A 25877-nucleotide genomic window follows, 5' to 3' on the forward strand; every position below is an offset into this window, starting at 1 on the left:
GGCAGCGCGACGAGGGCGCCGAGCGGATAGACCGCCACCGACAGCAGGCCGATCGTGTCGTACGCGTTGCACTGACGCACCGGATCGGGGAAGGTATCGCTGGGCCTTAGTCCGCGATAAGTACGTCGATGTCGAGCTGCCGCAGCCGCGCGGGGTCGGCGAGGATGTCGATGGCAACGACCTTGCCGCCCGTGATCGTGAAGCTCATCACCGCCATCGGCTGACCGTCGGCCACGGTGATCAGACCGGCGTTGCCGTTGACAAGCACCGGCAGCGGGAAGGCGGACAGTCGGCGGAATGTCATCGCCTGGCCGGCAACCGAGGCAACCCCGCGGATCTCGGTCCAGCTGGCGCCTGCGATCAGACCGCGGTCCGCACGCAGTACGACGTCTGGATGCAACAGAGTGACCAGCGCTGCGAAATCCCCGTCGCGCGATGCCGCCTGGAATGCCTCGACCACGCGACGTTGCAGGGCGAGATCGGGATCCGGCGCCGGTGCCGCTGTACGCACCCGGCGCCGCGCGCGACTGGCCAGCTGCTTGGCCGCGGGGACCGTGCGCTGGAGGATCGTCGCGATCTCCTCGAACGGCACGCCGAACAGATCATGCAGGACGAAGGCGAGTCGTTCAGCCGGTCCGAGCGACTCGAGGACCACCAGCAGCGCAAGCCCGATCGAGTCGGCGATCAGGACCTCGTCCTCAGGATTGACCGTGTCGTCGCGGCTCACGATCGGGTCCGGGAGATGTGCCTCGTACCGCGCCTCGCGGCGGGCGGTGCGACGGCGGAGGAGATCCAGGCAGACCCGGCCGACGACCGTCGTGAGCCAGCCGCCGAGGTTCTCCACATCGCTGGTGTCGGTGCGGTTCAGCCGCAGCCATGCCTCCTGCACCGCGTCGTCGGCCTCGCTCAAGGAGCCGAGCATCCGGTAGGCGACCGCCTTCAGATGCGGCCGATGCGTCTCGAATCCGTCGGCCAGATAGTCCTGCTCGTTCATCGCTCACCCTTCTCCGTCCACTGTCAGGGACATGACGGATCAAATCGAGCCGAGGTGACTGATGCAGATGTCACCTTCACCCGCCGGGCTGCGCCAGTGCAGCGAGGACCGGGATCCCCGGTCGACGACATAGGAGCAACCCGAGCTGGAACTGAGCAGGAGAAGGGCTCTCACTGTCGGTGTGGGCGCAGCACTGGCCGCGTCGGCTTCCGGCGAGGCCTTCGGTACGGCGGATCGCCGGCCGGCGAGAGGGATGGACGACGAGCTGCTGGCCACGCGGCTGGACGGCGACTTCCAGAGCCACTTCGCGCGTGTCAACGGCGTACGACTGCATTACGTTGCCGGGGGCAAGGGTGAGCCGCTGGTGCTGGTGCCGGGCTGGCCGGCGACCTGGTGGAGCTATCACAAGGTGATGCCGCTGCTCGCCCAGCACTATCGGGTGATCGTCGTCGACATCCGCGGCATGGGCGCCTCGGAACGCCCAGCCGGCGGCTACGACAAGAAGACGATGGCTCGCGACATCTACGAGCTGGTCCGCAGCCTCGGCTACCGGCAGGTGAACATCGCCGGGCATGACATCGGGGCGATGGTGGCCTTCAGCTTCGCGGCCAACCACGGTGCCGTGACGCGGCGAGTCGCGCTCCTGGACGTCCTGCACCCTGACGAGACCCTCTACAACCTGCCGATGCTGACCAAGCCCGGTGCCGGCGTACACATGTGGTGGTGGGCGTTCAACCAGGTCAAGGAGCTTCCCGGCCAACTCATGCAGGGCCGGTCCAGGTACCTGATCGACTGGCACTATGGCATCGGTCTACGGGACCAGGGCAACGTCACAGACTCAGACCGCCGCGTCTACACCTCCTGGTACGACGATCCGGACGCGATCCGGGCGTCGAACGGGTGGTACCAGGCCGTCCACCAGGACATCGCCGACATGAAGACCTACGCCAAGGTCACCATGCCGCTGCTGGGGTTGATCGCCGCCACGTCGCGCCACTGGTTCGAGTACACACTGCCGCAGATCGCAGCCGACATCCGCGGCATCATCACTGTGGACAAGGCCCTCCACTGGCTGTGCGAGGAAGACCCGGACCTGGTCACGAAGTCCTTGCTCGACTTCTTGGTCTGAGTGGAGGCGACGACGCACGGCGATGTTCGTCAGAGCGGTCTGTGACCTGAGCCCTCTTTTCGCCCACGACGTGATGGAAGGCGACCAGGCCAACCGGACCGGTCGGACGCTCGAGCGGCCGAAGACAAACGTGGCGACGGCACTTCGGGTGGAGCTCACTGGATCGGACGGTTGACGCGCCGTCCTGTAGTGGCTTGGGATGGCCGCCGAGGGTCGGAGACAAGAGAGGCGGCATGTCGATGAGGCAGGGACCAGGCCGCGACCTGGCGCAGGAGCTACTGGCGATGGCGGCCGAGGATGAGGCCGTGCGAGCGGAGCTGGTGGCGGACGGGTCGCTGTTCGAGGGCTATCACTCCCGGATGGCGGAGGTCCATCGGCGAAATGCCAAGCGGCTCGACGCGATCATCGACGCGCATGGCTGGCCGGGGCGTGTCCTCGTAGGCGAGGATGCGTCACAGGCGGCGTTCCTGGTGCTGCAGCATGCGATCGGCTCGCCGGCGGTCATGCGGCGCGGTCTGCCGCTCGTACAGGCGGCCGCGATGGACGGGGACGTAGATCCGGTCCAGGTTGCGATGCTGGAGGACCGCATCCTGAGCTTCGAGGGGAAGCCGCAGCGCTACGGGACCCAGTTCGACTGGGACGAGGACGGCCTGCTCAACCCCCTCCCGATCGCCGACCCGGCGGACGTCGACGCACGCCGCCGCGCCGTACGCCTCGACTCCCTGGCCGAGAACGTTGCGCGCATCCGCGCCAACGCACTGCGGGACGGCCACCAGCGACCAGACAACCCGGCCGCCCGCCAAGAGGTGGCCGCGTCCTGGGCTCGCTCTGTCGGCTGGCGGACGTGATCGTCGAACCTACGACGTACGCGGCGACCCGAGCCTGCGTTGCAGCGCAATCCGCGATCTCGGCGCGGCTGTCCTCCGTCGCTGCTGAGGCACCCGGCGATCGAGACGACCTCTTGTCTTGTTTTCGGCATGCGACAGGGTCCTGGCGCGTGGTGCCGAGCACGAACGCGACGAGGTCGGGGCCTCGTGCCGGTAGCCGTCGATGTCGTCGGTTGGCGTTGCGCATTACTGCCGCTCGCGATTGCGGCACTGCTCGGGACGGTCGCGATGCTGCGGCTGCGGAGACTGCCCGCCGCGCTCAGCCTCGCCGACGGCCGGCGCTGATGTGTCTGGACTGTCAGGTGGCGTCGAGGTGCTTCACCAGAACGGCGCGGGTGTAGAGGAGGTTGAAGCCGCTGCGTTGGGCGTTCTGCTGGGATTTCGAGGCGGGTTGGGTGGTGATCACGCCGACGTCGCAGCCTGCGGCAGCCGCATCGGAGAGGCGCGTGAACAGGAGAGCGGACTGGATGCCGTGGCGGCGGTGTGCGGGGAGCGTTGCGGCGCCGGCGAACTGGGCGATGCCGTCTCCTGTGCGGAGCCCGGCGCCGCCCGCGATGTCGCCGTTCAGTAGGGCGATGTAGCGCGTGATGTCGGCTGCAGCGGCGTCACGTTCGGCTTCGATGTAGGTGTCACGCGGGAACTCCTCGCGCCACGGGACTCCTTGTGTGTCCGGTACGGCGACCGCGTCGGCCATCGCGTTCAGCCAAACGTCGAGCTCCTGATCGCCGCTCGGCCGGATCTCGATTCCGTCGGGCAGCGTGACGTCGTACCTGTTGCCGATCGCGATGCCGAGCACGTTCTCGAACGACTCCAACTGGTATCCACGCCGGCTGAGGGCGATGCCGATCTCGGGGTCGGCGAGGTGCGGGAGTTCGACTTGCACGGGCGCGCCTACGGCGGCGTACGCGTGCTCGATCTCGTCGAGCTCGCCGGTGGTCGGTACGCCGCCGAATCCGAGCCCGACGACCTTGTTGAACGGCGAGTCGTGGTCGGCGAAGCTCGCGAGTCCGCCCGCGATCGGGATCACGAAGCCCCGGCCGTCGCCGAGGCGGCGGTGGGCGGCGAGGGCGGTGGCTTCGATGAGCTGGGATTCGGCCAGCTCGATTCGCTCGGCCAGGTCGGCGTCGCAGAACAGTGGTGTCCGTTCGGTCTTCATGCCCCTCCTACAGGTCCTGGCTGAGCCAGACGCGGTCGCGTAGTGGTATGCCGTCGATGACGATTTCATCGGGGTAGCCGGTCGAAGGCACGAACGCGTCGCGTTCGATGCGAAGCATGCGGAAGCCTTGACGCTGGTAGAAGCGCAGATTGCCGATGTCGGCTGCCGCTGTGGCGACGAGGAGACGTTTCGCCGCGTTCTGTCGGCAGTGTTCGAGCGCTGCTCGGACCAGGGCCCGGCCGACGCCTGTGCCGCGGCGGCTCTCGGCGGCGGCCATGCTCTTCAGCTCGGCGTCGTCGCCGGTGATCAGTTGTAGGTGGCCGATGATCTCGCCGTCGTCTTCAGCCACGAACACGGCGCCGAGGTCGAGGTAGGCATCGATCTGCTGCTCGGAGTCGTCGGCCTCCCGGAAGAGCGGGCGCAGCAGATCCCGGTCCCCGTCATAGCGATGCACGATCATCTCGGCGAACTCCGGCTGTCGGCGTGGCTTTGGCTCTTCTGGATGTTTGTGTCACAGGGGGCGCGAGACGTTACGCGCCCCCTGGCATCAGCCTTCACGTGTGCTCGTTCTGATCGCCTGATCAGTCGGTGGCGAGTCCTGCGGGGCCGGAGATGGCGGCTCCGGCGGTGTCATTCTGCGTGGTGAGTGAGCCGTCGTGGTGGACGCTGAACGAGGCGACAACACCGTTGGCGAGGCGGACGTAGAGGGACGTGTTGTCAGGGCTCAGAGCGGCGTCCGTGCCGCCACCGCTGGTGCTTCCTGCTACTGATGCCACCAGCCGCAGGTGCCCGTCGGTGGTGATGCGGTACGACGAGATCGACGAGCTGGCTGCGTTGACGGTGTAGGCGAAGCGGCTGTCGCGGGTGACCACGAGCCAGCAGGCGGCCGCCTGGTTGTCGCGCACCGAAGCGCTGATGGTCCGCAGTTGGTTCGCGTGTACGGCGTACGACGAGACGGCGCTGGCATCGGCTTCGGAGACGATCGCGTGGCCGCGGCGGTCGAAGGCGAATCCGTACGGCGTCGAGCCTGAGGAGTGGTGGGCGACGGCGGGTCCGGCGTAACCGTTCCTGACGGCGAAGGTGTCGATTGTCTGGTCGCCCTTGTGGGTCACGACCAAGGCCTGTCCGTCGGGGCTGAAGGAGACCTGTGCGGCCGCGGTCGGATTGGCCGTGGTCTTGCTCAGGGCCCTGGTCGAGTGTGGCAGCGGCTGGAGGTGGCCGTCGTGGCTCACCCGGAGGCCGCTGATGTTTTCGCTGTTCTGGTTCAGGACGTAGACAAGTCCATGGCGCACGGTGAGGCTGACCGGCTGGTCGCCGCCGCTGGCGGCGACGTCACGGCGTACCAGGCCGTGGCCGGTGATGGCGAGGGTCGAGATGGTGTCGTCCCCGGCGTTCACGGCGAACAGCAGGTTGCCGTCTCGGACCAGACCGTTCTGCGAGGCGAGGGAGGAACCCAGCCCACGACCGCCGGTCGGGACTGTGGCGCCGGCCTGCAGTCGGCCGTCATGCAACCGGTCGAAGACCTGGATCGCGTTGCCGGCGGCCGAGTTGGTCGTCTCGTAGACGTGCCCGACGACCGGGTTCGCGACAGGGCCGGCCGTCGCGTGTGCGGGGGAGAGTCCGAGCAGGGACGCCGCGGCGACGGCGGCCAGTGCGGGAGCCAGGACACGGGCCGATCTGGTGCGCATGGAAGTTCCTTTCCTAGGGCGATACCGCTGAATTCCTTTGACAATAGATGTCTGAGCAATGCCCAATAAGGAATCTCCGGTGGCGGTAAGGGACCCGTTATCCCGGCCGAAATTGTTCGTAAATCATAAGGGGTTATCGCCGGTAGTTCGGTGGAATACGGAGAGCGACGGAAATTAGCTTCACTCGTCGATTCGAGTCAGGAGTAGCGCGGCCGGATCGTGGTGAACTCCACATCCGGCATGGCGGTTCAGTGCCGGTGGAGCGGTCGGACGTTACAGCTCACTCGCGCGGGAAGGTGCGGAACGCTTCGAGCAGGCGATCGCGGGTCTCGTCCGAGAGGCTCTCGGGTTCCACCTGGCCGACTTCGGCGACGGTGCGGCGCATCTGGTCGACGTACGTCTCGCAGCCGTCGCAGACCGCCAGGTGCTCGATGAAACGCCGTTCGGTGTCCGGGTCGAGCCCTCCTTCGAGGAAGGCGGTGACGAGTTCAACCAGCTCTGCACACGTCATGACTCAACTCCGGTCGCTGCGAAGTACCGCTCGAGGTGGCTGCGCACCGCCGCCCTGGCGCGGTGCAGGAGGACGCGCTGGTTCGCCGTCGAGATGTCGAGCAGCGCGCAGACGTTGTCGGCGGTCTGACCGTCGATATCCCGCAGCGTCAGGACCACCTGTTGGCGGATCGGGAGACGCTCGATCGCCGCCGCCACGGTCGCTCTGACCTCGTTGGCCAGGACCTCGCTCTCGGTTGACGGCCACCGCTCCGGAAACGCCAGCCACCCGCCCGGGTACTGGTCGTGTGGGCCGCGGAACCGGCTCGGGTCGACAGTCGGGTCCCGGTCCGGGGCCAGGCTGGCCCACGGCACGGTGCGTTGCTCGGCGGACCCTCGTTTGCGGGCGATGTTGATCAGGATCCGGTAGACCCAGGTCTGCAGAGAGGACCGGCCCTCGAACCGCTCGATGCCCTGGAAGACGGCCAACCAGGTGTCCTGGACGACCTCCTCGGCGCTCGCCGCGGTTGACACGAACGACCGAGCCAGCCGCAGCATCGAGCCAGACCAGCCGTTCAGCAGGCACGCGAATGTCTCCCCGTCCCCGGCCTGCAGCCCGGCGACGAGGACGTCGTCCGTCGGCAGGACCACCCCCACAGGCCGACCGTACAGGAGAATGGTCAACGGTATTCCGGGTTCTCGAAGTCGAAGCGGCAGCCCGCGTCCCATTCGGACCGCTGGTTGCCGAATGCAGGGACGCCGCCCGCGTCTTTCAGCATCCTGGCCAGGTGCATCAGGTTCCAGGTCATGAACGTGGTGTTGCGGTTGGTGAAGTCGTTCTGTGGGCCGCCGGAGTCCATGTCCAGGTACGACGGGCCCGGGCCGGCCTCGCCGATCCAGCCTGCGTCGGCCTGCGGTGGGATCGTGTAGCCGAGGTGCTGCAGCGAGTAGAGGACGTTCTGCGCGCAGTGCTTCACGCCGTCCTCGTTGCCGGTGATCAGGCAGCCGCCGACACGTCCGTAGTACGCGTACTGGCCGTGTTCGTTGAGGATCGAGGAGTTGCCGTACAAGCGTTCGATGACCCTTTTGGTGACCGAACTGTTGTCGCCCAGCCAGATCGGTCCGGCGATCACCAGGATGTCGGCCGCCATCACCTGCTCCTGGATCACGGGCCACTCGTCGACGGCCCAGCCGTGCTCGGTCATGTCGGGCCAGACGCCGGTGGCGATGTCGTGGTCGATCGCGCGAATCACGTCGACCTGGACGCCCTGTTTCTCCAGGATCTTCCGGCTGACGTCGATCAGTCCCTCGGTGTGGCTGACGGCGGGTGAGCGTTTCAGGGTGCAGTTCAGGTACAGCGCGCGCAGGTCGTCGTACTCGGGCATGGCTTCTCCTAGAGCAGTTCGGCGTCCTGCTCGATGCAGAGCAGGGCCGGTCCGGTGGTGGCGAACAGTTCGGTCATCGCGTCGTCGAGCTCGGCGCGGCGGGTGACGCGGATCCCGGTTGCGCCGCAGAGTTCGGCGTACGCCGCCCAGTCGGGGTTGCGCAGTGAGGTGTGCCAGACGGGGTAGTCGGCGGCGAGTTGTTCCTTGCTGATCTTGCCGAGCGAGTGGTTGTCGAGCAGCACATGCTTGATCGGGATGCCGTACTTCACCGCGGTCGTCAGCTCGGCGGCGTACTGGCCGAACCCGCCGTCGCCGGTGACCGCGACGATCGGCCGGCCAGGCGCGGCGGCCCAGGCGCCGAGCGCGGCCGGATAGCCGAAGCCGATCGAGCCGAGATAGCCCGACATCAGCACCGGCTGGCCCTTCGACTCCAGATAGCGTCCGAGCGAGTACGCGTGGTTGCCGACGTCAACAGTCAGCACGGCATCCGCTGGTAGGTGCCCGGAGAGCGCGCCGAACACGGCGGCCGCCGAGACGCCGCGGCCGCGGTCGTCGTTCACCCGGCGCGCCTTCTCCGCCCGCCAGATCGCCCAGCGTTCGGCGAGGTCGGGGCGCTGATCGTCCGCCTTGGTGTCGGTGAGCCTGCCGGTCAGCGCGGCCAGGGCGAGTCCGGCGTCGCCGAGGACGTCGACGGTGACGGCGTCGAAGCGGCCGATCGCCGTGTGGTTGTCGTCGATCTGGATGATCGGCTTGTAGGCCGCGATGCCGGTGTGGTTCGAGAACGATGCGCCGACCACGATGAGCAGGTCCGACTCGTTCATCAGCCAGCTGGCGACCGGAGTACCGCTGCGGCCGAGTACCCCGGCGCCGAGCGGATGTGTGTCCGGCACCAGACCTTTCGCTTTGAACGTGGTCAATACCGGTGCGTTCAGGTGCTCGGCCAGCCCGCGTACCTGGTCCTCTGCCCCGCGAGCGCCGTGCCCGACGATCAGCACTGGTCGGCGGGCGTCGCCGATCATCGCAGCGGCTCGGGCCAAGGTGTCGTCGTCGGGCCGGATCCGCCGCCGCGACAACCGCCCGGCAGGACCTTTCGCCGGACTCTCGGACGGAAGGACCTGGACTTCGTCCGGCAGCACCAGGTGGGCGACGCCGCGGCCGTCGATCGCGTGCTTGACCGCCAGCGCCGCCAGCTCGGCGTGGTCACTGCCGGCCTGCACCGCCGTACTGGAGACCGCGACGTCCTTGAAGACCGCGGTCAGATCGAGGTCCTGGAACGCGCCCCGGCCGAGGACCTTCGACGGGACCTGACCCGAGATCGCGACTACCGGTGCCTCGTCGAGCTTGGCGTCGTACAGACCGGTGAGCAGGTTGGTCGAGCCCGGACCGGCGATCGCGAAGCAGGCCGCGGGACGACCCGTGAGCTTGCCGTAGGCACTGGCGGCGAAGGCGGCCGCTCCTTCGTGCCGGATGCCGATGTAGGTCAGCTCGCCGCGTTCCTCGGCCCGGCGCATCGCCTCGGCGAACCCGAGGTTGGAGTGCCCGACCATGCCGAAGACATGACTGATGCCGTGGGCAACCAATGTCTCGACCAGTACGTCGGCCACCGTCCGGATCTGCTGCGGTGCGTCCGGCAGTTGCACGTAGACCCCGTCGGCGCGCTCGTCCACCGGATACGACGGGACACTGTCGGAGAATCCCTCCGGCGGCTGACCGGTGATCGGGTCGTAGTCGTAGCCATGCCACGGGCAGCGCAGCAGACCCTTCTCGATCGAGCCCTCACCCAGCGGCCCGCCTTGGTGCGGGCACTTGTTCTCCAGGGCACCCAACCGGACCCCGCATCGGGCGAGCGCGATGCTTCGACCGTCCACCACGACACTGCGGACTCGTCCATCGGCCGGTACGTCGACCTCATCCACGCGATGCCAGTTCGCTGTCATGTAACGTCTCCCACCCTCCGCGACACGGACCTTCTGATGGGTCAGTGCCTGCCACGGGCCAGGCGTTACAGGAGGAGATTGCAGTCATGGACGAACGTTCGCTCGCCGTAACCCGACGCTCGCTGCACGGTGTCGCCGAGCTGATCCTCGCCGGATCTCAGCACCGCAACGGCGGCGGGATCAGGTTGCGGATCGTGCCGGGCGGATTCGGCACCGTCAACGCCCCGGACCTCCGGGTCGAGACCGACACGCTCGTCACCCTGACCGGATCGATCCGGCTGATCGGCACGTACGCCGAGGTGGCGGCGGCTGCCCGAGTCGGCGTGCACCGGCTCGATGACGTCTACTCCGGCGGGCCGAAGATCTCCCCGGACGAGCAGGTCGAGGTCGACCTTGCGGCGGCCCGGCTGCTCGCCGACGCGTTCGTCCGCGGGGACGCCGCGCTACGGACACTCGACCCGCGACAAACGCCCGTTCTCTGGCCTGAGCACTTCGACGTCGGCATCACCTTGGACAAGGTCAACTACGGCGTATCGCCCGGTGACGATGACATTCCGGAGCCGTATGCGTACGTCGGCCCCTGGACACCACGGACCGGCGACTTCTGGAACGCAACCTTCGGCGCCACCCGACTGATGACCGAGCTCTCCGAGACGGCTGCCCTCACGAGCTTCTTCAAGACCGGCCGATCCCTCGCCGCCTTGCCCGCGAACTGATCCACACCACCAGGCCGCACACGGCTGTACGTGGCGGCAGCCCGCCACCCACTTGGCTTGGTTGATGGACCGGGAACATTTGAGGAGGTTCTGGCCTCGGCGAGTAGGCGATCGGTGCGGGTGGTGAGGAAAGGTCGGGCGGTGGGCGTGACACTGGGGAGGTATGTCTATGGAATCTCTTGCTGGTTGGGTGCAGTTGCCGCCGCTGGACAATCGCACGAGCGGGCGGCGGTTGGTGCGGAGCTGCAGGTCGTCCTGCAGGATCTGATCGATCTGTCGCTGGCCAGCTCTTCCTCCGGCTTAACTCCGGCTTTGCGGTACCGCATTACCTTCACCCCCACCTTGAAAGGCGACTGATGACGATCCAGACCCCGCCCGACCCGACCGCCGCCGAGACGGCGAAGCACTTGCCGGCGGCGATCACGAGGTACCTGCGCGAGGCCGATCCCCAGCACAAGGCGAATGCTCACGACTTGCTGTCGGCGTTCGCGACCGACGCCACCGTCATCGACAACGGCAACACCTACACCGGTCACGACGAGATCCACCGCTGGCGGGAGCCGAGGCCAGCGATTACATCTACACGGTCGAGGTCAGCCACATCGAGAAATTGGACGACACCCAATATGTCGTCACCAACCACCTGGAGGGCGACTTCCCCGGCGGCGTCGTCGACATCATCTACCGTTTCACGCTCGCCAACGACCTCATCACCAGGCTCGAGATCGCGCCCTGACTCCTTGGCTTCGTCGTGAGGCACGGACATCGTTCCCTGGTGCCGAAGAACGGCCTTCGCCCGGCCGTTCTTCAGCACCGTTGCCTCACGTCATCGCGGTACTGAGCGGAGACGGGACCGCTTGCCTGTCCGTGCGCTACGGACGAACACGAATGATCGTCTTTCCCCTGAGCCGCTCAGTGGGATTGAAAGCGGCGACAGCATCGTCGAGGGTCGCGATGGTGCCGATGTTCGTCCGCAGCCGGCCGTCTCGCACCCGCTGGACGATCTCATTCAGTTGGGCGCGATCGGCCTCGACGACGAAGTCGATCGCCAGGCCGTCCGCGGGCCGCGCCTCGGGTGGCCCCACGACGGTCACCAGCGTCCCTCCGGTCTTGATCAGAGCCGCGGAGCTCTTCTGGATGTCGCCGCCGATGAGATCGAACACCAGATCGACCTTGCCGACGTCTTCCAGCGAGTCGCCGGCGAGGTCGACGAACTCCTGTGCACCGTAGTCGAGCGCCTTCTCACGGTCGGCGGCGCGTCCTGTGCCGATGACGTAGGCGCCGGCCTCGCGCGCGAGCTGGGTCACCATCGTGCCGACTGCGCCGGCCGCGCCGTGCGCGAGGACGCTCTGGCCTGCCTGAAGGCGGCCGTGCTGGAACAGTCCCTGCCACGCGGTCAGCCCTGAAATCGGCAGGCTCGCACCGACCGTGAAGTCGACGTCGCCCGGGAGCGGGGCGAGGTTGCGTGCCTCGATCGCCACGTACTCCGCCAGGGTGCCGTCGCGATGCCAGTCGGCGAGGCCGAACACGCGCTGTCCCACCGACAGCCCCGTCGTGCCGTAGCCGAGTGCGCTGACCACTCCGGCCAGCTCGTGCCCCGGGATCGACGGCGACCGGTCGCGGTCGGCACGATCGGTCCAGGTCGACGGCCACTCCAGCTCGGTCGGGACGTAGCCCGACGCATGAATCTCGACGACGACGTCGTTGATCGCCGCCGGCGGGTCAGGACGCTCGGTCAGCGTCATTCCGGCCGTTCCTGCTGCCTGGTCCGTCACCACAATCGCCCTCATCAGGCACCTCCCAGTATCCAGCGTCCGCCTACAACGCATTCTCGGTTCACAAGCATTGGCGGCACCACACCTTCGACGTCTTACCGGGCAGGTCGAGAGGAGTGTCGGCACGAGGTCGCCGCCGTGGGAGCGACCCGTTGAGGAAGGGCGCGATCAACATCAGGTCGTCGATCCGTGGCGTAAGATCCGCGCCCATCCGACCACTAACGGATATCCAGCAGGGAGCCGTCGGCTGCCAAAGGTACTGATCACGGGGAGAGGTGAAAGGTCATGACCGGGTGGCGGGAGGGACTGGAGCGGTTCCTGGCCACCGACCCGTGTGACGTCGGGTGTGATGAGGCAATGGCTGTTCTGCACATCTATGCCGAGCTACTCGCGGCCGGAGTCGACGCTGCCGGGCAGTACCCCGGATTGGCGTCGCACCTTGCTGCGTGCGGAGCATGCGCGGAAGATGCCGACGGACTGCTAGCCGCTGTGCAGGACGATGATCTGCACAGTCAGCTGCACAGTGACGGCCGGGATGACATCTGAGCTACTGCTCTATCGCTCATGTTGCGGATGGCCCAGCCGAGCTGAGATCGCGGTCACAACGGGTTCTACGGGATCCGGGACCAAATCGATTGTCTGCAGTGTTGTTGCCAGTGACGGCGCAGCCAGCGGCGTCAGAGGAGGAGAAACCGTGTCGCACGACGACAGGAAGACTCCGGAGGCGCTCAGCCGCCTCACCGACAGCCAGTTCCACGTCACGCAGAGAGACGGGACCGAGCCCGCATTGCACAACGAGTACCGGTCGATGTTCGAGACGTCAGACACCATCAGCACAGAGGAGCATCCATCATGACCAGCGGAATTCACGACACCGGGCAGGTCACCCGCAAGCCCGGCACCGAGACGGCCGTCCTCGCCGGTGGGTGCTTCTGGGGGGTGGAGGACCTGATTCGCCGGCAGCCCGGCGTGCTCGAGACGCGTGTTGGATACACCGGTGGGCAGAACGACCACGCGACGTACCGCAATCATCCCGGTCACGCAGAAGCGGTCGAGATCGTTTTCGACCCGGCGCTGACGACGTACCGTGACATTCTGGCGTTCTTCTTCCAGATCCACGACCCGTCGACGGTGAACCGTCAGGGCAATGACGTCGGCACGAGTTACCGCTCGGCGATCTTTCCGCTCACGCCCGAACAGGACAAGGTCGCTCGCGACACGATCGCCGACGTCGACGCGTCAGGTCTGTGGCCTGACAAGGCCGTGACGACGATCGAGCCCGCTGGTCCGTTCTGGGAGGCTGAGCCCGAGCACCAGGACTACCTGATCAGGTACCCGGCCGGTTACACCTGCCACTTCGTACGTCCGGGCTGGGTGCTCCCGCGGCGCACCACCGCCTGACTTGTCGACTCCGATGTGCCGTAAGCCACGGTGGCTCGGAGGCCACCAACGAGTCGAGGACGAGCGGATCGTCGGGCTGCGGTTCACCGGCCTTCGTGATGGCGTGACATTCGACGGCCGCTACGAGTAGCTCCTGGGCGGCCGGTCGTCGGCAGTGTCCTGGGGAGCGTGGGAGACAGCATCCACGACGAGCGTCTGCAGAGCGGGGATCACCTCCGTCTCGAACCACGGGTTCTTTGCCTGCCACCTGAAGTTCAAGGGTGAGGGGTGGACGAGCGGGATCCGGTCCGGAAGATAGTCCCGATAGGCGCGGACGGTTTCGGTCAGGTTCCTCTTGGCGCTGGTTCCCAGGTAGTGCTTCTGGGCGTAGCGGCCGATGAGAACTGTGAGGCGAAGTCCAGGCATCGTCTCGAGGATTCGTTGGTGCCACCGTAACGCGAAGGCCGGGCGTGGAGGGAGGTCGCCGTGGGCGCCTTTGCCCGGATAGTAGAAATCCATCGGCAGCAGGGCGATCCTGTCCGGGTCAAAGAACTGTGCGTCGGTGACGCCCAGCCACTGCCGCAGTCTGATGCCGCTGGCGTCGTTCCACGGGATCTGGCTGTCCTGAGCCTGCCGGCCGGGCGCCTGGCCAATAACGACGATCTTCGAACGCGATGATGCGGAGTAGATCGGTTCGTACCCACGCTCTGTGGCCCACGCGTTCGAGGCGTCGTTCCTGATCTCGTCACGCAATGCTGTGAGTTCGTCCACGCGGCTCTCAATCCGTCCCTGAAATCTGGCGATGCCTGTTCGTGTCAGATGACCTGGTCGACCTTCCGGGTGCAGCCGTTGTTGCGAGAAATAGGACGAGATCGACCAGTTGATGACATGGTCATGCGACGATGAGCGCGAACTGTGCCTTGCTGCGGTCAAGTCCTGCTCAAGCGTGATGTGTTCACTATCACCTTCTGTCTCGGTGATCGAGGCGCATGTCGTCCTGAAGTGGCTGGTGGACTCGCGCTGTGCCGAGGGTCGCTCGTCGCCGAGTGGACGGAGTCTTTAATGGACGGTATCGTCCACCATGTTGTTTCGCCGGTCCGGCACTGAGGCGCTGGACCAGTGATCACTACGTTCCGTTGATCGCCGGAGATCCATGAAGAGCGAAGGTTCCGAGTCGTTGTCGCAGGTACGTGTCGTCTCCCCAGAGGTGGCCCGGGAGAATCGTGCTTGGGTTCGCGACCTGAGCGGCGGTGGGGATCGGTGTGAGCTGGCGAGCCGACGCTTGTACGAGATTCTCCTGCGAGCCGCGAGGGCGGAGGCCGGGCGGCGAGCGGCGAGGCTGCGACTCGTCGGGCCGGAGCTGGACGACATCGCGCACCAAGCAGCCGCCGATGCCCTACTGGCGATCTGCGGCAAGGTCGGGACGTTCCGCGGTGACTGCAAGTTCACCACCTGGGCGTACAAGTTCGTGATCTTCGACGTGGCGGCCAAGGTCAACCGGCACTTCTGGCAGCGGGCCGGCGTCGCGTTCGACGAAGAGGATTGGGACCGCCTTCCTGCGCGGCTGGGGATCGAGCCAGAGGCGCAGGCCGAAGGCCGGGATCTCATGAAGGCCGTCCATCGTGCCGTCGACGAGAATCTGACGGCGAAGCAACGGATCGTCTTCGTCGCGCTGGTGCTGAACGGGATGCCCACCGACGTGCTCGCTGATCAGCTCGGCGCGACACACAACGCGATTTACAAGATGATGTTCGATGCCCGCCGTAAGCTGCGAACCGCTTTGGTCGACGCCGGCTACCTGGCGGAGCAGCAGATCGCATGAGTAGCGTCGGCCGACGGGCAGGATGAGCGGGCTTACCCACCGCACCCGGCAGGGGACAGGCGCTCGGGGGAGGTCGGAGTTCGGGCTATCTGACGGTCTCGTCGTAGAAACTGTTGATCCCGTCAACGATCTCTTGCAAGCAGTCCTCTGTTGCAAAGTGTCCGGAATCGAGACGAACCAGCTTCGCGTCGGGGAGATCACGCAGATAGGCCTCGCCACCGGCCGGGGTGAAGAAGATGTCTCCCTCGCCCCAGAAGATCAGCGTTCTCGGCTGGTCGCGGCGCAGTCGTCGCTGCCAGGCGGCGTACTGGGCGGCGTTCGTCCGGTAGTCGTAGAAGAGATCCAGGTGCACTCTGCGCGCGTTCGGCCGGGCCAGGAAGTGCAGATCCAGGTTCCAGTTGTCCGGGCTGATCTTCGTCGGATCGGAGTGGCCGGTCAGGTAGATCGCTTTCACTGCTTCCGGTTCGAGCAAGGCCTCGAGTGGCGCCTCGGTCTCGGCATTGCGGTTGGCCCAGAGGCCGTGACGCATCCCGTCCCAGATCTCGGTGAACCCCTCCTCGTAGACGTTGGCATTCTGGATGACCTGCCACTGGAGCCAGTCCGGATGAAGCGAGATCAGCCGGTTCCCGATCGGGCCACCGTAGTCCTGCATGTACAGCCCCATCGGGCCGGTGAAGTCGATGGCGAGCAATGCCTCGTCGACGATCTCTGCGAGGTGGTCGAAGGTGTAGTCCCAGTCGGCCGGATCCGGCATTTCGGTGTTCCCGAACCCGGGGTAGTCGATCGAGACCAGGTGGAACCTGTCGGCGAGGGCCGGCATCAGGTTCCGGAACTGGTGAGACGAGGAAGGGAATCCGCCCAGCAGCAGGAGTTTCGGTGCTCCCGGCTTACCCGCTTCGCGATAGAAGACCTCCAACCCGCCGGCAGACACGGTCTGAAACTCGTCATGGGCACTCCACACTCATTCCACAGGGACGTGATCGAGCGCTCGCTCGTCAGCGGCATCGTTCGGGATCACCTGATCGGTGCGGCCACCCGCGCGTACGAAATGGCCACGGCGACAGATCGGTTTCTTACCTGAGATTTCGGAGCGGAGCCCTGCTCGGTAGACAAGCCTTGGTCGTCGACCGCCCCTGGCCGGCCCCGCGAGTGCTTCTGCATACCTCAGTAGCAACCACCGGCCAGGTTCGCGTGCTCGGCCGTCAGTTGCGCCCGGCCATCACGCCGCCGTCGACGTTCAGAATCGCCCCGGTGATCCAACTGGCCTCGGGTGAGAGGAGGAAGACGATCGACGAGGCGATGTCCTGGGCTGTTCCGACCCGTCCCAGGGGGTGGAAGCCGTCGAATCCCTTCACCGCCTCCTCGAGCTGGTCGGCGGGGATGAAGCCCTCGTACAACGGTGTGGCCACCACTGCGGGCGCGACCGCGTTGACGCGAATGCCGTCAGCCGCCAGTTCCATGGCCAGGTTGTGGGTCAGGGCGTGCAGGCCGGCCTTCGCCATCGAGTACCCGGTCGCCGGCGTCGCCGCCACTGCCTGATAGGCCCACATGCTGCCGATGTTGACGATCGCACCACCGGAGCCTGCAGCCTTCATACCTCGCACCACCGTCTGGGTCAGGAAGAACGTAGCCCGACTCAGCTCCAGATACGCGTCGTAGTTCTCCTGGCTGTAGTCGAGGAATTCCCTGGGGATGAAGAATCCGGCCGCGTTGACCAGCAGCGTCGCATCGGCATGGTCAGCGGCGAGTTGCTCCTGGACGTCTTCTACCTGCTTGCGATCCGCGAGGTCGGCAGTGATCCCCCAGGCCTCGCCCTTCTCACCGAGCTCGGCGACCGTCTGGTCGACCTTGGCCTGCTGACGCCCGACGATGACGGCCTTGCCCCCTTGCCCGACGATATCCACTGCGGTTTGTTGCCCCATGCCGCTGCTCCCACCGACCACGATGAGCTTGCGACCTTCGAAGTATCCACTCATGAGCTTTCCCTCGATCCGTGCCGGGCCGGAGTGACCCGGATGTCCCTATCTGTGTGCTGATCGGAGGTCCGGCTTACTGGTTCCCGGGATCTTGGTGAGTGTGAGGTGTATCGGGTCCGGCCGTGGGGTCGGCGTCGTCGGTGGTTCCGAAGAGGTAATGAGAGAAGGCCGTATGCTGATTCGCGTGCTCCATCGGCTCGGTCGGAAGCCCGCGTCCTTCCAGCTCGTCCCAGGTCGAGTCGGCGATGCGCCACAGCTGGCGCGCTATTCGTCCGGCGACTCCGGCATGCGGCGAGTTGGGGTGCGGTCGCGTCGGCGAACTCCATTGCCGTTTCGCCAAGGCGCGGGCCAGCTCTGTGGTGCCGTCGGCTCCATGAACTCGCTCCAGTCCGGACACGACCCTCGTCTCCCATGATTCGTGCTCGGCCAGTAGGCGTTCGGCTTCTCGCCAGGTCTCGGTTGCGCTGAGGTCCAGGAAGCGCGCGTCGCCGTACGCCCGACCTTTGAGTACCCGCAGCGCCTGCTCGAACTGTTTGAGATTCTCGAGCAGGACCGCGGCGTCCTCACCGGACGACGTCCTGGCCGCGGTCAGCAAGACGTCAGCGACGGCCGCGGCATGCTGTGCGGCAACGGCCGCGAACTGGTCCGTGATCCGACGCCTCTCGAATCCGTCGGTGCTCGGATCCTGAGAACGCGCGGCCAGCTCTCTGAGCCTGGAGTGCTGGGCATGCACGATCTGCTGCAGGGGACCGGAACGATCCATCTGCTGTCTCCCGCCTGCCCGGGGCCTGGAGCGGGGCTGGATCGGCGGGTGCAATGGATCGAGTACCACGACGTACTCCGGATGGCGCTGAAGGAATCGCTCGACAGCAGGGCAGTAGTTCGTGATCCGGACTCCCTCGGCGATGAGGTCGTCGAGGACTGCCTTGATCAGGGCTGTGGCGAGTCCATGGCCCCGCTGATCCTCAGTGATCTCGGTATGACCGAGGACACGCCGTGGCCCGAGGACACGGAAGTCGAGGGTCCCCACCGTCGTTCCCGCGACGAGTAGTTCGTACCTTCGCAACTCGTCGTTCTCGACCACGGTCAGGTTGCGCTCGGAATCGTTCACCAGGGTTCTCATCGCTCTGCGGTCCTTTCCCGAAGCCGGCACTGCACGTGCTGGTGACAGGTCAGCGTCATCGTGTCGGTGCTGTGTCGATCAGTTGACCTCATCAAGCTCCAGGGGCTCGTCGTCCACAACGTGGATCGCAGCTTCTTCGGCGCTCGCCGCGCCTGCGTCGATCCCGACGTCGGCCGCGCGACTGACCTCGCTCATACGTCCTCCTGCAGACCGGCCGGCGACGCGCCGGCTCCTCACGAAGGTTGGTGTCGGCCCCGGCAGGGGTACTTACCCGTCGAGCGAGATCATCGACCGCCGTCCCGACCGCCGGTTGTGATGGCGGTGGCCGGCACGCCGACGGACGTCGGGCATCTCCACAGTCGGCGGCAATCGTTGCTCGGTCCCGATAAGCTCTTTTCGTGCCCGAGACAGTGAATGAGCTCGATCGCCGCCTGACCGCTCGCGGCGCGGCCACCAGAGCCCGGATCGTGGCCGCTGCCGACGAGCTGATGTCTCTGAAGGGTGCCGCAGCGACCACCCTCGACGAAGTGACGGCCGCGAGTGGGACGAGCAAGTCACAGTTCTACCGGCATTTCAGCGACAAGAGTGCTTTGGTCCAGGCGGTCATCGCACTGCGGGGCGGGCGCGTGCTCCAACGTGAAGAGCAGTACCTCCGCAGGGTTGACTCGTTGAGTGGCCTGGATCGGTGGTGCAGGGCCATACTCCAGCGAGTCACAGCACGTCGTGGAGCGCTGGGCTGCGAACTCGGGTCACTGTCGACCGAGCTCTCCGATCAGGACGAGGCAGCGCGCGTCGATCTCGACGCGCACCTGACATCCTGGATCTCGCTGCTGACCGCCGCGCTCGAGCGGATGAAGGCCAACGGCACACTGACCGAGGACGCTGATCCACAGACGCTGGCGACGGGCATCATGGCCGCACTCCAGGGTGGGTATGTTCTCGCTCAAGCGGCCCGCGATCCCGGGCCGATGCGTATCGCACTCGATCTGGCGATGGACTCGGTCCGAGCGCACGCAAAGTCGGCCAACGACAAGTAGAACAGCGGCGGGACCGTGGCTCGGAAGTGGTGAGTCGCCGAGGGCCGGGTCATTGTCCGAGGGAGGGTCAGGCCGGCCGCGGCATGCTGAGGAGATCGCGGTAGTCAGGGTTCTTCTCGATGAATCGGCTGACGACCGGACAGTAGTTCGACACCGTGACAGAGCTCGTACGGATGTCGTCGAGAGCGCGGCCGACCAGCGCCCACGAAAGACCTTGGCCGCGGTAGGTCGGTTCGATGACGGTGTGCGTGATCGAGAGGTGCGAGCCGATCACGTGGTAGACGAGGAGTCCGGCCTGTTGGCCGTCGACGAGGAGTTCGTAGTACTCGTCGTCTGCGTGGTGGACCACGGCGACCGCCGGCGTGGTGGTCGCGGCATCAGCACCGTCCGCGCCGTCGATGGTCAGCAGGTCGGCCAAAGGAGCCAGCCAGCCTGTACCGAACGCTTCGGCGGGAAGACAGGCGTGCCAGGTCAGGCTCGATCCCGCCTGATTGCGGAAGTGAAGGACGAGCTGCCAGAGGCCTTCGGCGTCGTGGGGTCCTGTGGCGGTACGCAGTTGCACTCGCACCTTGCTCGGAAGTGAGTTGAGCATCACCGGCTGTGTCCGCAACGGCAGGACCAAGCGCCCGTCCTCCGACCGTACGCGACGCAGATCATCCGCCTGGGTGGTGTTCCAGCTGGCGAACATGAAATCCATATCGGCACTGCCGAACAGACCCGCGGTAACGCTGAAGTCGGCCGGCTGGCCGCCGGTTATCGCCTGCTCGGCGGGGCTGGCGACCATAAGCTCGCCGCCCGCGAGGTAGAAGCCCGTTCCATCGGGCCGAAGAACCTGATCAGTCATCGCTACTTCCTCTGTGTGTTGCTCGCTGACCTGACCGCGACGCCTCATAGCCTGGGGCTGGCTCGCGTCCCTGAACGGACTATATAGTCCTCCAATGGCTCATCGCATCGCGGTGCCCCTGGCAGGCTGGCGACACGTCGACGCTGCCACGATACGACCAAGATTGCACGATCCAGATCGATTTTGGCTTGTGATGGCAGGCCATCGGCGATCGGAGCATCGGGTGGGTGTGACGGAGCTGAGTCCGAAAGTGGACCGATGAGGCCTCTTTGTGTGCTCATCATTCTGGCTGCACTTGGTCGTGCGGGTTTCGTGCAGCGAAGGCAGTGACCAGCGTGGCGACCATCGCAAGCCCGGCGTATCCGCGGGCGATCTCCGGTACTGCGAAGATGTCGGAGAGCCGGGCGGAGATGAGGCTGGGAACGGTCGCGCCGCTGTAGCTGAGGAGATAGACCACGGCGAAGGTCGGTGCCCTGTCGGGCAAGGTAGTGCCGAACAGCAGGCCACGGGTCGCGGCGCTGATGGCGATGCCCTGAGCGGCTCCCGCAATGATGGTTGCCGCGATGAACAAGGGCAATGCGCCGGTGGCGATCGCCGTGATCAGGCCGGTCCACCCGGCCAAGAAGGCGATCATGCCGATGCGCTGGCCCGCGGCTGGTGAGAACCGGCCGCCAAGGGGAGCACCCAGAGCGCTGGGGCCCATATAGGCGGCGAATACCAGTCCGAGAACGAGTGAGCTGTTGGTGTGCAGTTGATCTTCGACCAGTGCGGGCACGAAGGCCTGGTAGAAGGCCCCGGTCGCCCAGGTGGCCAGGAACACCGCGGCCGCAACGGGGAGCAGATGTCTGACACGGACCGGTACGCGAACGCCAGGGTGCAGTGATCGCCAGCCGCCCGGCGTCGGCGTCACGGTTTCCGGGCTGATGGCGACGAGTGCGGCAGACAGCAGGAGCAACCCGATGGCAACCAGGTAGATCAGGCCGCGTGGCCATGGACCGAACTGGACCAAGGCACCGGATGCGATGGCACCCACGGCGAGACCGAGCATGACCGTCTGGCTCGAAGCAACGGAAGCCAGCCAGGTCGGCCTCGCCGGCGCGGCGTCAACGATGTAGGCGGTGAGGGTGCTACTGGCCAGCCCGGCACCGAGGCCCATCAGGAGCCGACCGGCGATCAGGACGCCGATGTCGTGCACGTTCAAGAGCAGCAGACAAGCCACCACAAGCAGTCCGAGGCTGGCGAACGCGATGGGCCGTCGGCCCACATGATTGGACAGTCGGCCAAACACCAACAGCGTGCTGAGAGTAGCGGCGGAGTAGGCGACGACCGTCAGCGAGACGTCGGCAGTGGTGAACCCCTCCTCGGCCCGGTAGATGTTGAAAAGCGGGATCGTCGATCCCACCGCGGCAAACGTGGCCATCAGGGAGACCACTGCGGAGACGAACGCCAGCGGAAGCGTTCTGTCCCGCGGGCGCAGATTGATCACCGGTGCCACATTCTGCATCGAGTCGTGCCTCTCTCCAGTCCGTGCCAAAGGGCGCATCCCGCCGTACCGGTAAGCAAGGGACGAGCGAATGGCGTCCTCGTACATGTGATGTGCGTCGATCCGTCACGCCGTCTTACCAGCAGGGCGCATATCCGCTCCTCGACGTCGCTCCGGCCCCGACCCACGCCGGTCAGCGGAGAGATGTGCCCGCAGGCCGGTGCAAACTGGGCAGATATCTCCTGGCGGTTGTCGGATGCGCCGTTCCTCCGATCGTCTTACTGGTAGAGCGCGGCATCCGAGCGGCCCGGACAGGGCAGATCCACGAGTGCACCGACGGAGGAAACCCAGATGACAGCGGCAGCAAAGCCCAGCCCTATCCCCGATTCGTACCGCCGGGTGACGCCAGCCCTCACCGTTGCGGGTGCCGTCAAGGCGCTGGAGTTCTACAGCTCGGTGTTCGGCGCGACCGAGCGGATGCGCTTCCCCGGCCCGGCAGGGACGATCTCTCACGCAGAGATCCAGATCGGCGATTCGGTCGTCATTGTTGAGGACGAGGACCGCCAGCGGGGAACCACTGCGCCGCCCCCAGGCGGGCTGCCGGGCTCTCCCGCTTCGCTGTTCATCTACGTCGACGACGTGGACGCGGTCATCGCGCGCGCGGTGGAGCTCGGCGCGACGCTGCGGCGTCCGGCGGAGGATCAGTTCTACGGCGACCGGGACGGGCACATCGTCGACCCGTTCGGACACGGGTGGACCGTCGCGTCGCACATCGAGGACGTGACGCCCGAGGAGCTGATGCGCCGGATGGCCGAGCTGTTCGGCTCGGCCGGGTCGTAGCCCTGCTGGGAACGATCGATTCAGCGTGAGGTGATCGTGCTAGCCACCATCACCTTCCGCCGAAGCCTGGCCTGCTGTCCGTCACGGCTGCCCGCCGAGGCTCGTCCGGGCGAAGGTGACGGCCTCGGCGAGGAGGGTGCGCCAGAGATGGCGGTCGATCGTGGCGATGGCGACCCACTCGCGGAAGACTCGACCGGCGGGCGCGAACTGGTCGCCGGTGCCGGTCCCGACGAGCTCGGCGACTCGCTCGCTGGGTAGTTTCACGAGCAGCCGACCGGCCTGCTCGTCGTACGACGCGAGGAACTGTCCTGCCAGCCGAACGCAGGGGTAGCCCATCATCGTGGACCGGCCGATGGCGGGGTCGTAGAGGAGGTCGTCGGTGAGTTCGTCGTAGAGGTCGCGGGCGTCGTCCCCGCCGGGCTGGTCCGGCGGGGACGGGCGCTGCGCGTTTGGTGTCATCAGGCCTTCGATGGGGTGAAGACGCCAAACTGATTACCTGCCGGGTCGCGGAGGTAGGCGAACGCCGGGGCGCCCGGACCGGGGTCGAGGTGTTTGCTCACCACCGTGCCGCCGAGCTGTTCCGCGTCGGCGCAGGTGGCTTCGACGTCGGCGACGAGGATGTAGAACACCGCGTGGCCGGGCATCTGCCCGCCGGTGCCGAAGATGCCGCCCATCGGTCCGTCGGCGCCGGAGGCCTTGATGTTGCGGTAGTCCAGGCCGCCGGTCGCCGCCGGGCCGTCGGCGTCGAAGGTCCAGTCGAAGAGGCTGCCGTAGAACTTCTGGGCGCCGTCGGGGTCGCTGGTGGCGACCTCGAACCAGGCCAGGGTGCCGGGAGCTGGGGCGTTCATGAGTGTCTCCTTCATCGTGCGGATCACCCGCCGGGACGACGGGCTGCACCCACCGTCGCACTGGCTCGCGACACCCCTATGTCGGTGTTGGGCAGAAGATCTTCAGGACGCAGTGCCGACTCCGGCAGCTTCGTCTCGTGGCCGTCGACCTTCACCTCGGGGACGGCGTGCCGCGGAGGTGGCGGTGTCGTGGTGCGCTCGGCCACGGTGATGCGATCCATCCGGAACACCCGGTCTTCGTGTCTGAGGTGGCACCAGGCGGTGAGATACGAGCCGTTGGGACCGACGACGACGTGCTGCGGCTCGACCTCCCGCTCGGTCTCGACGCCGCCGACGTCGATGTAGCTGATGCGCAGCACGTGGTTGTCGCGCACGGCCTGCCAGACAGTCTCGGCGATCTCCGCATCGGGATGAGGCACTGGGTGGACGAGCAACCTGACCTTCGTGGCGGCCGCACGGGCCTCCTCGAGTGCGCGCTCCGGCATGGCGGCCACGATCTTCTGCAACGCACTCCGGGCATCCCGGGCGAAGAGCACATGGTCGGCACGGCTCAGGGCCACGGCAACCGCGGTCGCCTCACGGGACGTGAAGTTGAGCGGCGGCAGGCTCATCGACCGGTCGACCGTGTAGCCACCGGTGCGTCCTTGCTTGGTCGCGAGCGGTACGCCGGCCTGCCCGAGCGCACTGAGATCGCGTTCCACGGTCCTGACACTGACCTCGAAATGCCCGGCCAACTGCCGCGCCGTACGGCCCCTCGGCCCGGCCGCGCGCAGCTCCTCGACGAGGGCGTACAGACGATCGATCCGGTTCATGTCCGCAGGCTAGACGCGGCCGTGGACAAAAAGGACATCCTCAGTTGTCCTGATCGTGGTTGCCCTGATGCCCGACGAGCCGGAGGTCATCGGCCTGCTGGCCATGATGTTGCTGACCGATGCCCGGGTGCCAGCGCGCGAAGCCGACGGTCACGTCGTCCTGCTGAAGGGCCATCGCGGCTCTTTGCGCGATCCGGTGGGAGAGTGATGGTGTGACTGTTGACGAGGTGTTGGCCGCTCATCGTGCTGCGGGACGGGAGTTCACGGCGGACGGCGTACCGAGCTTCGTCCTCGATCAGGGGTCGCCCGGCGCGGAGCCGGTCGTTTGTCTGCACGGCGTACCGGCCTCTTCGTTCGTCTACCGTGCGGTGTTGCCCGAGCTGGTCCGACGCGGGCTGCGTGGGATCGCCTTCGACCTGCCCGGCTTGGGGCTGGCCGCCCGGCCGGACGACTTCGACTACTCCTGGACAGGGCTTGGCCGGTGGGCGACCGCTGCCCTCGACGCGCTCGGGTTGGATCGTGTCCACCTCGTGGTGCATGACATCGGCGGACCGGTCGGGTTCGAGATCGCGGCCGCGGTGCCGGACCGGGTGCGTTCGATTCTGCTGCTGAACACGATCGTTGCCGTCGACACCTTTCGCCGGCCGTGGGTGATGGAGCCCTTCGCCCATGGTGTTCTGGGGCGGGCGTGGCTGACGACGGCTCGAGTACCGGTGGTGTTCCGTACGCTGATGCGGACGATCGGTTTCGGCACTGACGTGCCGACCGCGGAGGTCGACGCGCACCTGCGTCTCCTTCTGGGCGAGGACAACGGCCGGGCCTTCTTACGGATCATGCGATCGTTCGAGCGAACGGTCGAGAAGCGGCAGCGATACGAGGCCGTCCTCGGCTCCGGTGCCCGTCCGGTGGGGCTGTTGTGGGGCAGCCGGGATACCGCGTTGCCTTTGCGGACGTACGGCGTACAGGCTCGCCTCGCGGCCCGGCTCGACGACATCCCCACGGTCCGTGGCAAGCACTTCCTCCAAGAGGACTTCCCGACCGAGGTCGCCGCGGCTGTCGCCGCGCTGGCTGACCGCTGACCTCCGCGGCGGCCCCGGGTGATCGCCGCCGTTCGCCAGCTGCAGTAGTGAACTCGCAGCGGCCGGCGTTGACAGTCTCGCCCATCCAGGCAGCCGCCTGCTATCCACCGATGGCCTGATGACCGCCCTGCGTTACGTTGCCGACCTCGATCAACCAGCAAGTGCTTGAGAGAGCAGCCAGTGTCGTCGGTCTGAGCGACCCCACGTGGAGATCTCGCCCCAGCTTCCGATGGGCAGTGGTGGCCTCGGCACGTCTTGCCTCCAACCGGTGTGGGCGTCGGGCGTGCCGCGTGCCGGGGGCGGCAGATCTGCAGGCAGCCCGTCGGCATATTGGCAGCTAGCTCGCGGCAGATTTGCAGACCGGATGGCGGCAGAGGCTCGCCGAGGGCATTGACGCACTGGCGCGTCGCGGGGATTCGCCCTCGAGAGGCAGATTGAGGGCGAGTACGCGCGAGGAAACTGCGTCGCAGATGACTC

The 25877-nt window shown here is 66.5% G+C and carries 33 protein-coding genes; 14 read left to right on the forward strand and 19 right to left on the reverse strand.

Going from position 1 to position 25877, the window contains the following annotated elements:
• Window positions 1–106: 106 nt before the first annotated feature.
• Window positions 107–994 carry a sigma-70 family RNA polymerase sigma factor gene (locus OG558_RS22025; RefSeq protein ID WP_405071964.1) on the reverse strand — a complete coding sequence of 296 codons (888 nt, stop codon included), beginning with the start codon at window positions 992–994 and terminating at the stop codon, window positions 107–109.
• A 181-nt stretch (window positions 995–1175) separates the two neighbouring features.
• Here OG558_RS22025 and OG558_RS22030 point away from each other — a divergent pair, with 181 nt between their 5' ends.
• The 3 genes from OG558_RS22030 to OG558_RS22040 all read left to right on the forward strand — a co-directional run bounded on the left by OG558_RS22030 (window position 1176) and on the right by OG558_RS22040 (window position 3295).
• Entirely contained in the window at window positions 1176–2123 is a 948-nt protein-coding gene (locus OG558_RS22030) for an alpha/beta fold hydrolase (protein ID WP_405071965.1), read from the forward strand.
• A gap of 233 nt (window positions 2124–2356) precedes the next feature.
• Complete coding sequence (locus OG558_RS22035; protein ID WP_405071966.1) at window positions 2357–2971, forward strand: DUF6624 domain-containing protein; 615 nt, start codon at window positions 2357–2359, stop codon at window positions 2969–2971.
• 186 nt (window positions 2972–3157) lie between these two features.
• The gene (locus tag OG558_RS22040; RefSeq protein ID WP_405071967.1) at window positions 3158–3295 is read left to right on the forward strand and encodes a hypothetical protein; all 138 of its coding nucleotides are present in this window, start codon (window positions 3158–3160) and stop codon (window positions 3293–3295) included.
• A 13-nt stretch (window positions 3296–3308) separates the two neighbouring features.
• Here the strand turns inward: OG558_RS22040 and OG558_RS22045 are convergent, their stop codons facing one another.
• The 7 genes from OG558_RS22045 to OG558_RS22075 all read right to left on the reverse strand — a co-directional run bounded on the left by OG558_RS22045 (window position 3309) and on the right by OG558_RS22075 (window position 9665).
• The gene (locus tag OG558_RS22045; RefSeq protein ID WP_405071968.1) at window positions 3309–4166 is read right to left on the reverse strand and encodes a GNAT family N-acetyltransferase; all 858 of its coding nucleotides are present in this window, start codon (window positions 4164–4166) and stop codon (window positions 3309–3311) included.
• A 7-nt stretch (window positions 4167–4173) separates the two neighbouring features.
• A complete protein-coding gene (locus OG558_RS22050) occupies window positions 4174–4626 on the reverse strand; it encodes a GNAT family N-acetyltransferase (RefSeq protein ID WP_405071969.1) in 453 nt (150 codons plus the stop codon).
• A 121-nt stretch (window positions 4627–4747) separates the two neighbouring features.
• Entirely contained in the window at window positions 4748–5854 is a 1107-nt protein-coding gene (locus OG558_RS22055; protein ID WP_405071970.1) for a lactonase family protein, read from the reverse strand.
• A 280-nt stretch (window positions 5855–6134) separates the two neighbouring features.
• Entirely contained in the window at window positions 6135–6365 is a 231-nt protein-coding gene (locus OG558_RS22060) for an anti-sigma factor family protein (protein WP_405071971.1), read from the reverse strand.
• Complete coding sequence (locus OG558_RS22065) at window positions 6362–7000, reverse strand: RNA polymerase sigma factor (RefSeq protein ID WP_405071972.1); 639 nt, start codon at window positions 6998–7000, stop codon at window positions 6362–6364. The genes OG558_RS22060 and OG558_RS22065 overlap by 4 nt, the downstream gene beginning before the upstream one ends.
• Before the next feature lie 23 nt (window positions 7001–7023).
• Entirely contained in the window at window positions 7024–7728 is a 705-nt protein-coding gene (locus tag OG558_RS22070) for a flavodoxin family protein (RefSeq protein ID WP_405071973.1), read from the reverse strand.
• 8 nt (window positions 7729–7736) lie between these two features.
• Window positions 7737–9665, reverse strand: a complete 1929-nt coding sequence (locus OG558_RS22075; protein ID WP_405071974.1) for a thiamine pyrophosphate-binding protein — start codon at window positions 9663–9665, stop codon at window positions 7737–7739.
• A gap of 86 nt (window positions 9666–9751) precedes the next feature.
• On the opposite strand from OG558_RS22075, the gene OG558_RS22080 reads away from it, so the two are divergent.
• The 3 genes from OG558_RS22080 to OG558_RS22090 all read left to right on the forward strand — a co-directional run bounded on the left by OG558_RS22080 (window position 9752) and on the right by OG558_RS22090 (window position 11117).
• Window positions 9752–10381, forward strand: a complete 630-nt coding sequence (locus tag OG558_RS22080) for a hypothetical protein (protein ID WP_405071975.1) — start codon at window positions 9752–9754, stop codon at window positions 10379–10381.
• A gap of 141 nt (window positions 10382–10522) precedes the next feature.
• Entirely contained in the window at window positions 10523–10738 is a 216-nt protein-coding gene (locus OG558_RS22085; RefSeq protein WP_405071976.1) for a hypothetical protein, read from the forward strand.
• A 253-nt stretch (window positions 10739–10991) separates the two neighbouring features.
• Window positions 10992–11117, forward strand: a complete 126-nt coding sequence (locus OG558_RS22090; protein WP_405071977.1) for a hypothetical protein — start codon at window positions 10992–10994, stop codon at window positions 11115–11117.
• A gap of 136 nt (window positions 11118–11253) precedes the next feature.
• Here OG558_RS22090 and OG558_RS22095 read toward each other — a convergent pair whose 3' ends face one another.
• The gene (locus OG558_RS22095; protein WP_405071978.1) at window positions 11254–12171 is read right to left on the reverse strand and encodes an NADP-dependent oxidoreductase; all 918 of its coding nucleotides are present in this window, start codon (window positions 12169–12171) and stop codon (window positions 11254–11256) included.
• A 270-nt stretch (window positions 12172–12441) separates the two neighbouring features.
• On the opposite strand from OG558_RS22095, the gene OG558_RS22100 reads away from it, so the two are divergent.
• From OG558_RS22100 to msrA, 3 genes are all read left to right on the forward strand, one after another.
• A complete protein-coding gene (locus OG558_RS22100; protein WP_405071979.1) occupies window positions 12442–12702 on the forward strand; it encodes a hypothetical protein in 261 nt (86 codons plus the stop codon).
• Window positions 12703–12850: 148 nt separating this feature from the next.
• On the forward strand, window positions 12851–13012 hold the full coding sequence (locus OG558_RS22105; RefSeq protein WP_405071981.1) for a hypothetical protein: 162 nt from the start codon (window positions 12851–12853) through the stop codon (window positions 13010–13012).
• Window positions 13009–13557 carry a peptide-methionine (S)-S-oxide reductase MsrA gene (msrA, locus tag OG558_RS22110; protein WP_405071982.1) on the forward strand — a complete coding sequence of 183 codons (549 nt, stop codon included), beginning with the start codon at window positions 13009–13011 and terminating at the stop codon, window positions 13555–13557. Before OG558_RS22105 ends, msrA begins: the two co-directional genes overlap by 4 nt.
• Before the next feature lie 120 nt (window positions 13558–13677).
• Here the strand turns inward: msrA and OG558_RS22115 are convergent, their stop codons facing one another.
• Window positions 13678–14307 carry a uracil-DNA glycosylase family protein gene (locus OG558_RS22115; RefSeq protein WP_405071983.1) on the reverse strand — a complete coding sequence of 210 codons (630 nt, stop codon included), beginning with the start codon at window positions 14305–14307 and terminating at the stop codon, window positions 13678–13680.
• A 382-nt stretch (window positions 14308–14689) separates the two neighbouring features.
• Between OG558_RS22115 and OG558_RS22120 the strand changes: the two genes are divergently transcribed.
• Window positions 14690–15358, forward strand: a complete 669-nt coding sequence (locus tag OG558_RS22120; protein WP_405071984.1) for a sigma-70 family RNA polymerase sigma factor — start codon at window positions 14690–14692, stop codon at window positions 15356–15358.
• A gap of 85 nt (window positions 15359–15443) precedes the next feature.
• On the opposite strand, the gene OG558_RS22125 is transcribed toward OG558_RS22120, so the two are convergent.
• From OG558_RS22125 to OG558_RS22140, 4 genes are all read right to left on the reverse strand, one after another.
• Window positions 15444–16289, reverse strand: a complete 846-nt coding sequence (locus OG558_RS22125) for an alpha/beta fold hydrolase (RefSeq protein ID WP_405071985.1) — start codon at window positions 16287–16289, stop codon at window positions 15444–15446.
• A gap of 271 nt (window positions 16290–16560) precedes the next feature.
• Complete coding sequence (locus OG558_RS22130) at window positions 16561–17334, reverse strand: SDR family NAD(P)-dependent oxidoreductase (protein WP_405071987.1); 774 nt, start codon at window positions 17332–17334, stop codon at window positions 16561–16563.
• 73 nt (window positions 17335–17407) lie between these two features.
• Window positions 17408–18457, reverse strand: coding sequence for a GNAT family N-acetyltransferase (locus tag OG558_RS22135; protein ID WP_405071989.1), 1050 nt, complete (start codon window positions 18455–18457; stop codon window positions 17408–17410).
• Between the two features lie 78 nt (window positions 18458–18535).
• Window positions 18536–18652: a DUF5709 domain-containing protein gene (locus OG558_RS22140; RefSeq protein ID WP_405071991.1), complete on the reverse strand. Its 117-nt coding sequence runs from the start codon at window positions 18650–18652 to the stop codon at window positions 18536–18538.
• Window positions 18653–18855: 203 nt separating this feature from the next.
• Between OG558_RS22140 and OG558_RS22145 the strand changes: the two genes are divergently transcribed.
• Complete coding sequence (locus OG558_RS22145) at window positions 18856–19494, forward strand: TetR/AcrR family transcriptional regulator (RefSeq protein WP_405071992.1); 639 nt, start codon at window positions 18856–18858, stop codon at window positions 19492–19494.
• A 67-nt stretch (window positions 19495–19561) separates the two neighbouring features.
• On the opposite strand, the gene OG558_RS22150 is transcribed toward OG558_RS22145, so the two are convergent.
• Together OG558_RS22150 and OG558_RS22155 are read right to left on the reverse strand one after the other, a co-directional pair.
• Entirely contained in the window at window positions 19562–20338 is a 777-nt protein-coding gene (locus OG558_RS22150) for a GNAT family N-acetyltransferase (RefSeq protein WP_405071993.1), read from the reverse strand.
• A 280-nt stretch (window positions 20339–20618) separates the two neighbouring features.
• On the reverse strand, window positions 20619–21824 hold the full coding sequence (locus OG558_RS22155; protein ID WP_405071994.1) for an MFS transporter: 1206 nt from the start codon (window positions 21822–21824) through the stop codon (window positions 20619–20621).
• Between the two features lie 348 nt (window positions 21825–22172).
• Between OG558_RS22155 and OG558_RS22160 the strand changes: the two genes are divergently transcribed.
• Window positions 22173–22661: a VOC family protein gene (locus OG558_RS22160; RefSeq protein WP_405071995.1), complete on the forward strand. Its 489-nt coding sequence runs from the start codon at window positions 22173–22175 to the stop codon at window positions 22659–22661.
• Window positions 22662–22742: 81 nt separating this feature from the next.
• Here the strand turns inward: OG558_RS22160 and OG558_RS22165 are convergent, their stop codons facing one another.
• The 3 genes from OG558_RS22165 to OG558_RS22175 are packed head-to-tail and all read right to left on the reverse strand — an operon-like array spanning window position 22743 to window position 24321.
• Complete coding sequence (locus tag OG558_RS22165) at window positions 22743–23120, reverse strand: hypothetical protein (RefSeq protein ID WP_405071997.1); 378 nt, start codon at window positions 23118–23120, stop codon at window positions 22743–22745.
• On the reverse strand, window positions 23120–23509 hold the full coding sequence (locus OG558_RS22170) for a VOC family protein (protein ID WP_405071998.1): 390 nt from the start codon (window positions 23507–23509) through the stop codon (window positions 23120–23122). Before OG558_RS22170 ends, OG558_RS22165 begins: the two co-directional genes overlap by 1 nt.
• A 23-nt stretch (window positions 23510–23532) precedes the next feature.
• Window positions 23533–24321 carry a YafY family protein gene (locus tag OG558_RS22175; protein ID WP_329474850.1) on the reverse strand — a complete coding sequence of 263 codons (789 nt, stop codon included), beginning with the start codon at window positions 24319–24321 and terminating at the stop codon, window positions 23533–23535.
• Window positions 24322–24376: 55 nt separating this feature from the next.
• Between OG558_RS22175 and OG558_RS22180 the strand changes: the two genes are divergently transcribed.
• Window positions 24377–24529 (forward strand): DUF6596 domain-containing protein, encoded by a 153-nt coding sequence (locus OG558_RS22180; protein WP_405071999.1) that lies wholly within the window; start codon window positions 24377–24379, stop codon window positions 24527–24529.
• Window positions 24530–24533: 4 nt separating this feature from the next.
• Window positions 24534–25400, forward strand: a complete 867-nt coding sequence (locus tag OG558_RS22185) for an alpha/beta fold hydrolase (RefSeq protein WP_405072000.1) — start codon at window positions 24534–24536, stop codon at window positions 25398–25400.
• The last annotated feature ends 477 nt before the right edge of the window (window positions 25401–25877 follow it).

The organism is Kribbella sp. NBC_01510 (genome assembly GCF_045040325.1).
In the GTDB taxonomy this organism is placed as follows: Bacteria; Actinomycetota; Actinomycetes; order Propionibacteriales; family Kribbellaceae; genus Kribbella.

Coding starts and splice junctions, on each gene's coding strand:
- OG558_RS22170 (WP_405071998.1), bottom strand. CDS start 23,509: ATGAACGCCCCAGCTCCCGGCACCCTGGCCTGGTTCGAGGTCGCCACC.
- OG558_RS22035 (WP_405071966.1), top strand. CDS start 2,357: ATGTCGATGAGGCAGGGACCAGGCCGCGACCTGGCGCAGGAGCTACTG.
- OG558_RS22075 (WP_405071974.1), bottom strand. CDS start 9,665: ATGACAGCGAACTGGCATCGCGTGGATGAGGTCGACGTACCGGCCGAT.
- OG558_RS22060 (WP_405071971.1), bottom strand. CDS start 6,365: ATGACGTGTGCAGAGCTGGTTGAACTCGTCACCGCCTTCCTCGAAGGA.
- msrA (WP_405071982.1), top strand. CDS start 13,009: ATGACCAGCGGAATTCACGACACCGGGCAGGTCACCCGCAAGCCCGGC.
- OG558_RS22055 (WP_405071970.1), bottom strand. CDS start 5,854: ATGCGCACCAGATCGGCCCGTGTCCTGGCTCCCGCACTGGCCGCCGTC.
- OG558_RS22135 (WP_405071989.1), bottom strand. CDS start 18,457: ATGAGAACCCTGGTGAACGATTCCGAGCGCAACCTGACCGTGGTCGAG.
- OG558_RS22080 (WP_405071975.1), top strand. CDS start 9,752: ATGGACGAACGTTCGCTCGCCGTAACCCGACGCTCGCTGCACGGTGTC.
- OG558_RS22025 (WP_405071964.1), bottom strand. CDS start 994: ATGAACGAGCAGGACTATCTGGCCGACGGATTCGAGACGCATCGGCCG.
- OG558_RS22150 (WP_405071993.1), bottom strand. CDS start 20,338: ATGACTGATCAGGTTCTTCGGCCCGATGGAACGGGCTTCTACCTCGCG.
- OG558_RS22070 (WP_405071973.1), bottom strand. CDS start 7,728: ATGCCCGAGTACGACGACCTGCGCGCGCTGTACCTGAACTGCACCCTG.
- OG558_RS22140 (WP_405071991.1), bottom strand. CDS start 18,652: ATGAGCGAGGTCAGTCGCGCGGCCGACGTCGGGATCGACGCAGGCGCG.
- OG558_RS22175 (WP_329474850.1), bottom strand. CDS start 24,321: ATGAACCGGATCGATCGTCTGTACGCCCTCGTCGAGGAGCTGCGCGCG.
- OG558_RS22095 (WP_405071978.1), bottom strand. CDS start 12,171: ATGAGGGCGATTGTGGTGACGGACCAGGCAGCAGGAACGGCCGGAATG.
- OG558_RS22120 (WP_405071984.1), top strand. CDS start 14,690: ATGAAGAGCGAAGGTTCCGAGTCGTTGTCGCAGGTACGTGTCGTCTCC.
- OG558_RS22130 (WP_405071987.1), bottom strand. CDS start 17,334: ATGAGTGGATACTTCGAAGGTCGCAAGCTCATCGTGGTCGGTGGGAGC.
- OG558_RS22100 (WP_405071979.1), top strand. CDS start 12,442: ATGACCGGGTGGCGGGAGGGACTGGAGCGGTTCCTGGCCACCGACCCG.
- OG558_RS22160 (WP_405071995.1), top strand. CDS start 22,173: ATGACAGCGGCAGCAAAGCCCAGCCCTATCCCCGATTCGTACCGCCGG.
- OG558_RS22165 (WP_405071997.1), bottom strand. CDS start 23,120: ATGACACCAAACGCGCAGCGCCCGTCCCCGCCGGACCAGCCCGGCGGG.
- OG558_RS22045 (WP_405071968.1), bottom strand. CDS start 4,166: ATGAAGACCGAACGGACACCACTGTTCTGCGACGCCGACCTGGCCGAG.
- OG558_RS22050 (WP_405071969.1), bottom strand. CDS start 4,626: ATGATCGTGCATCGCTATGACGGGGACCGGGATCTGCTGCGCCCGCTC.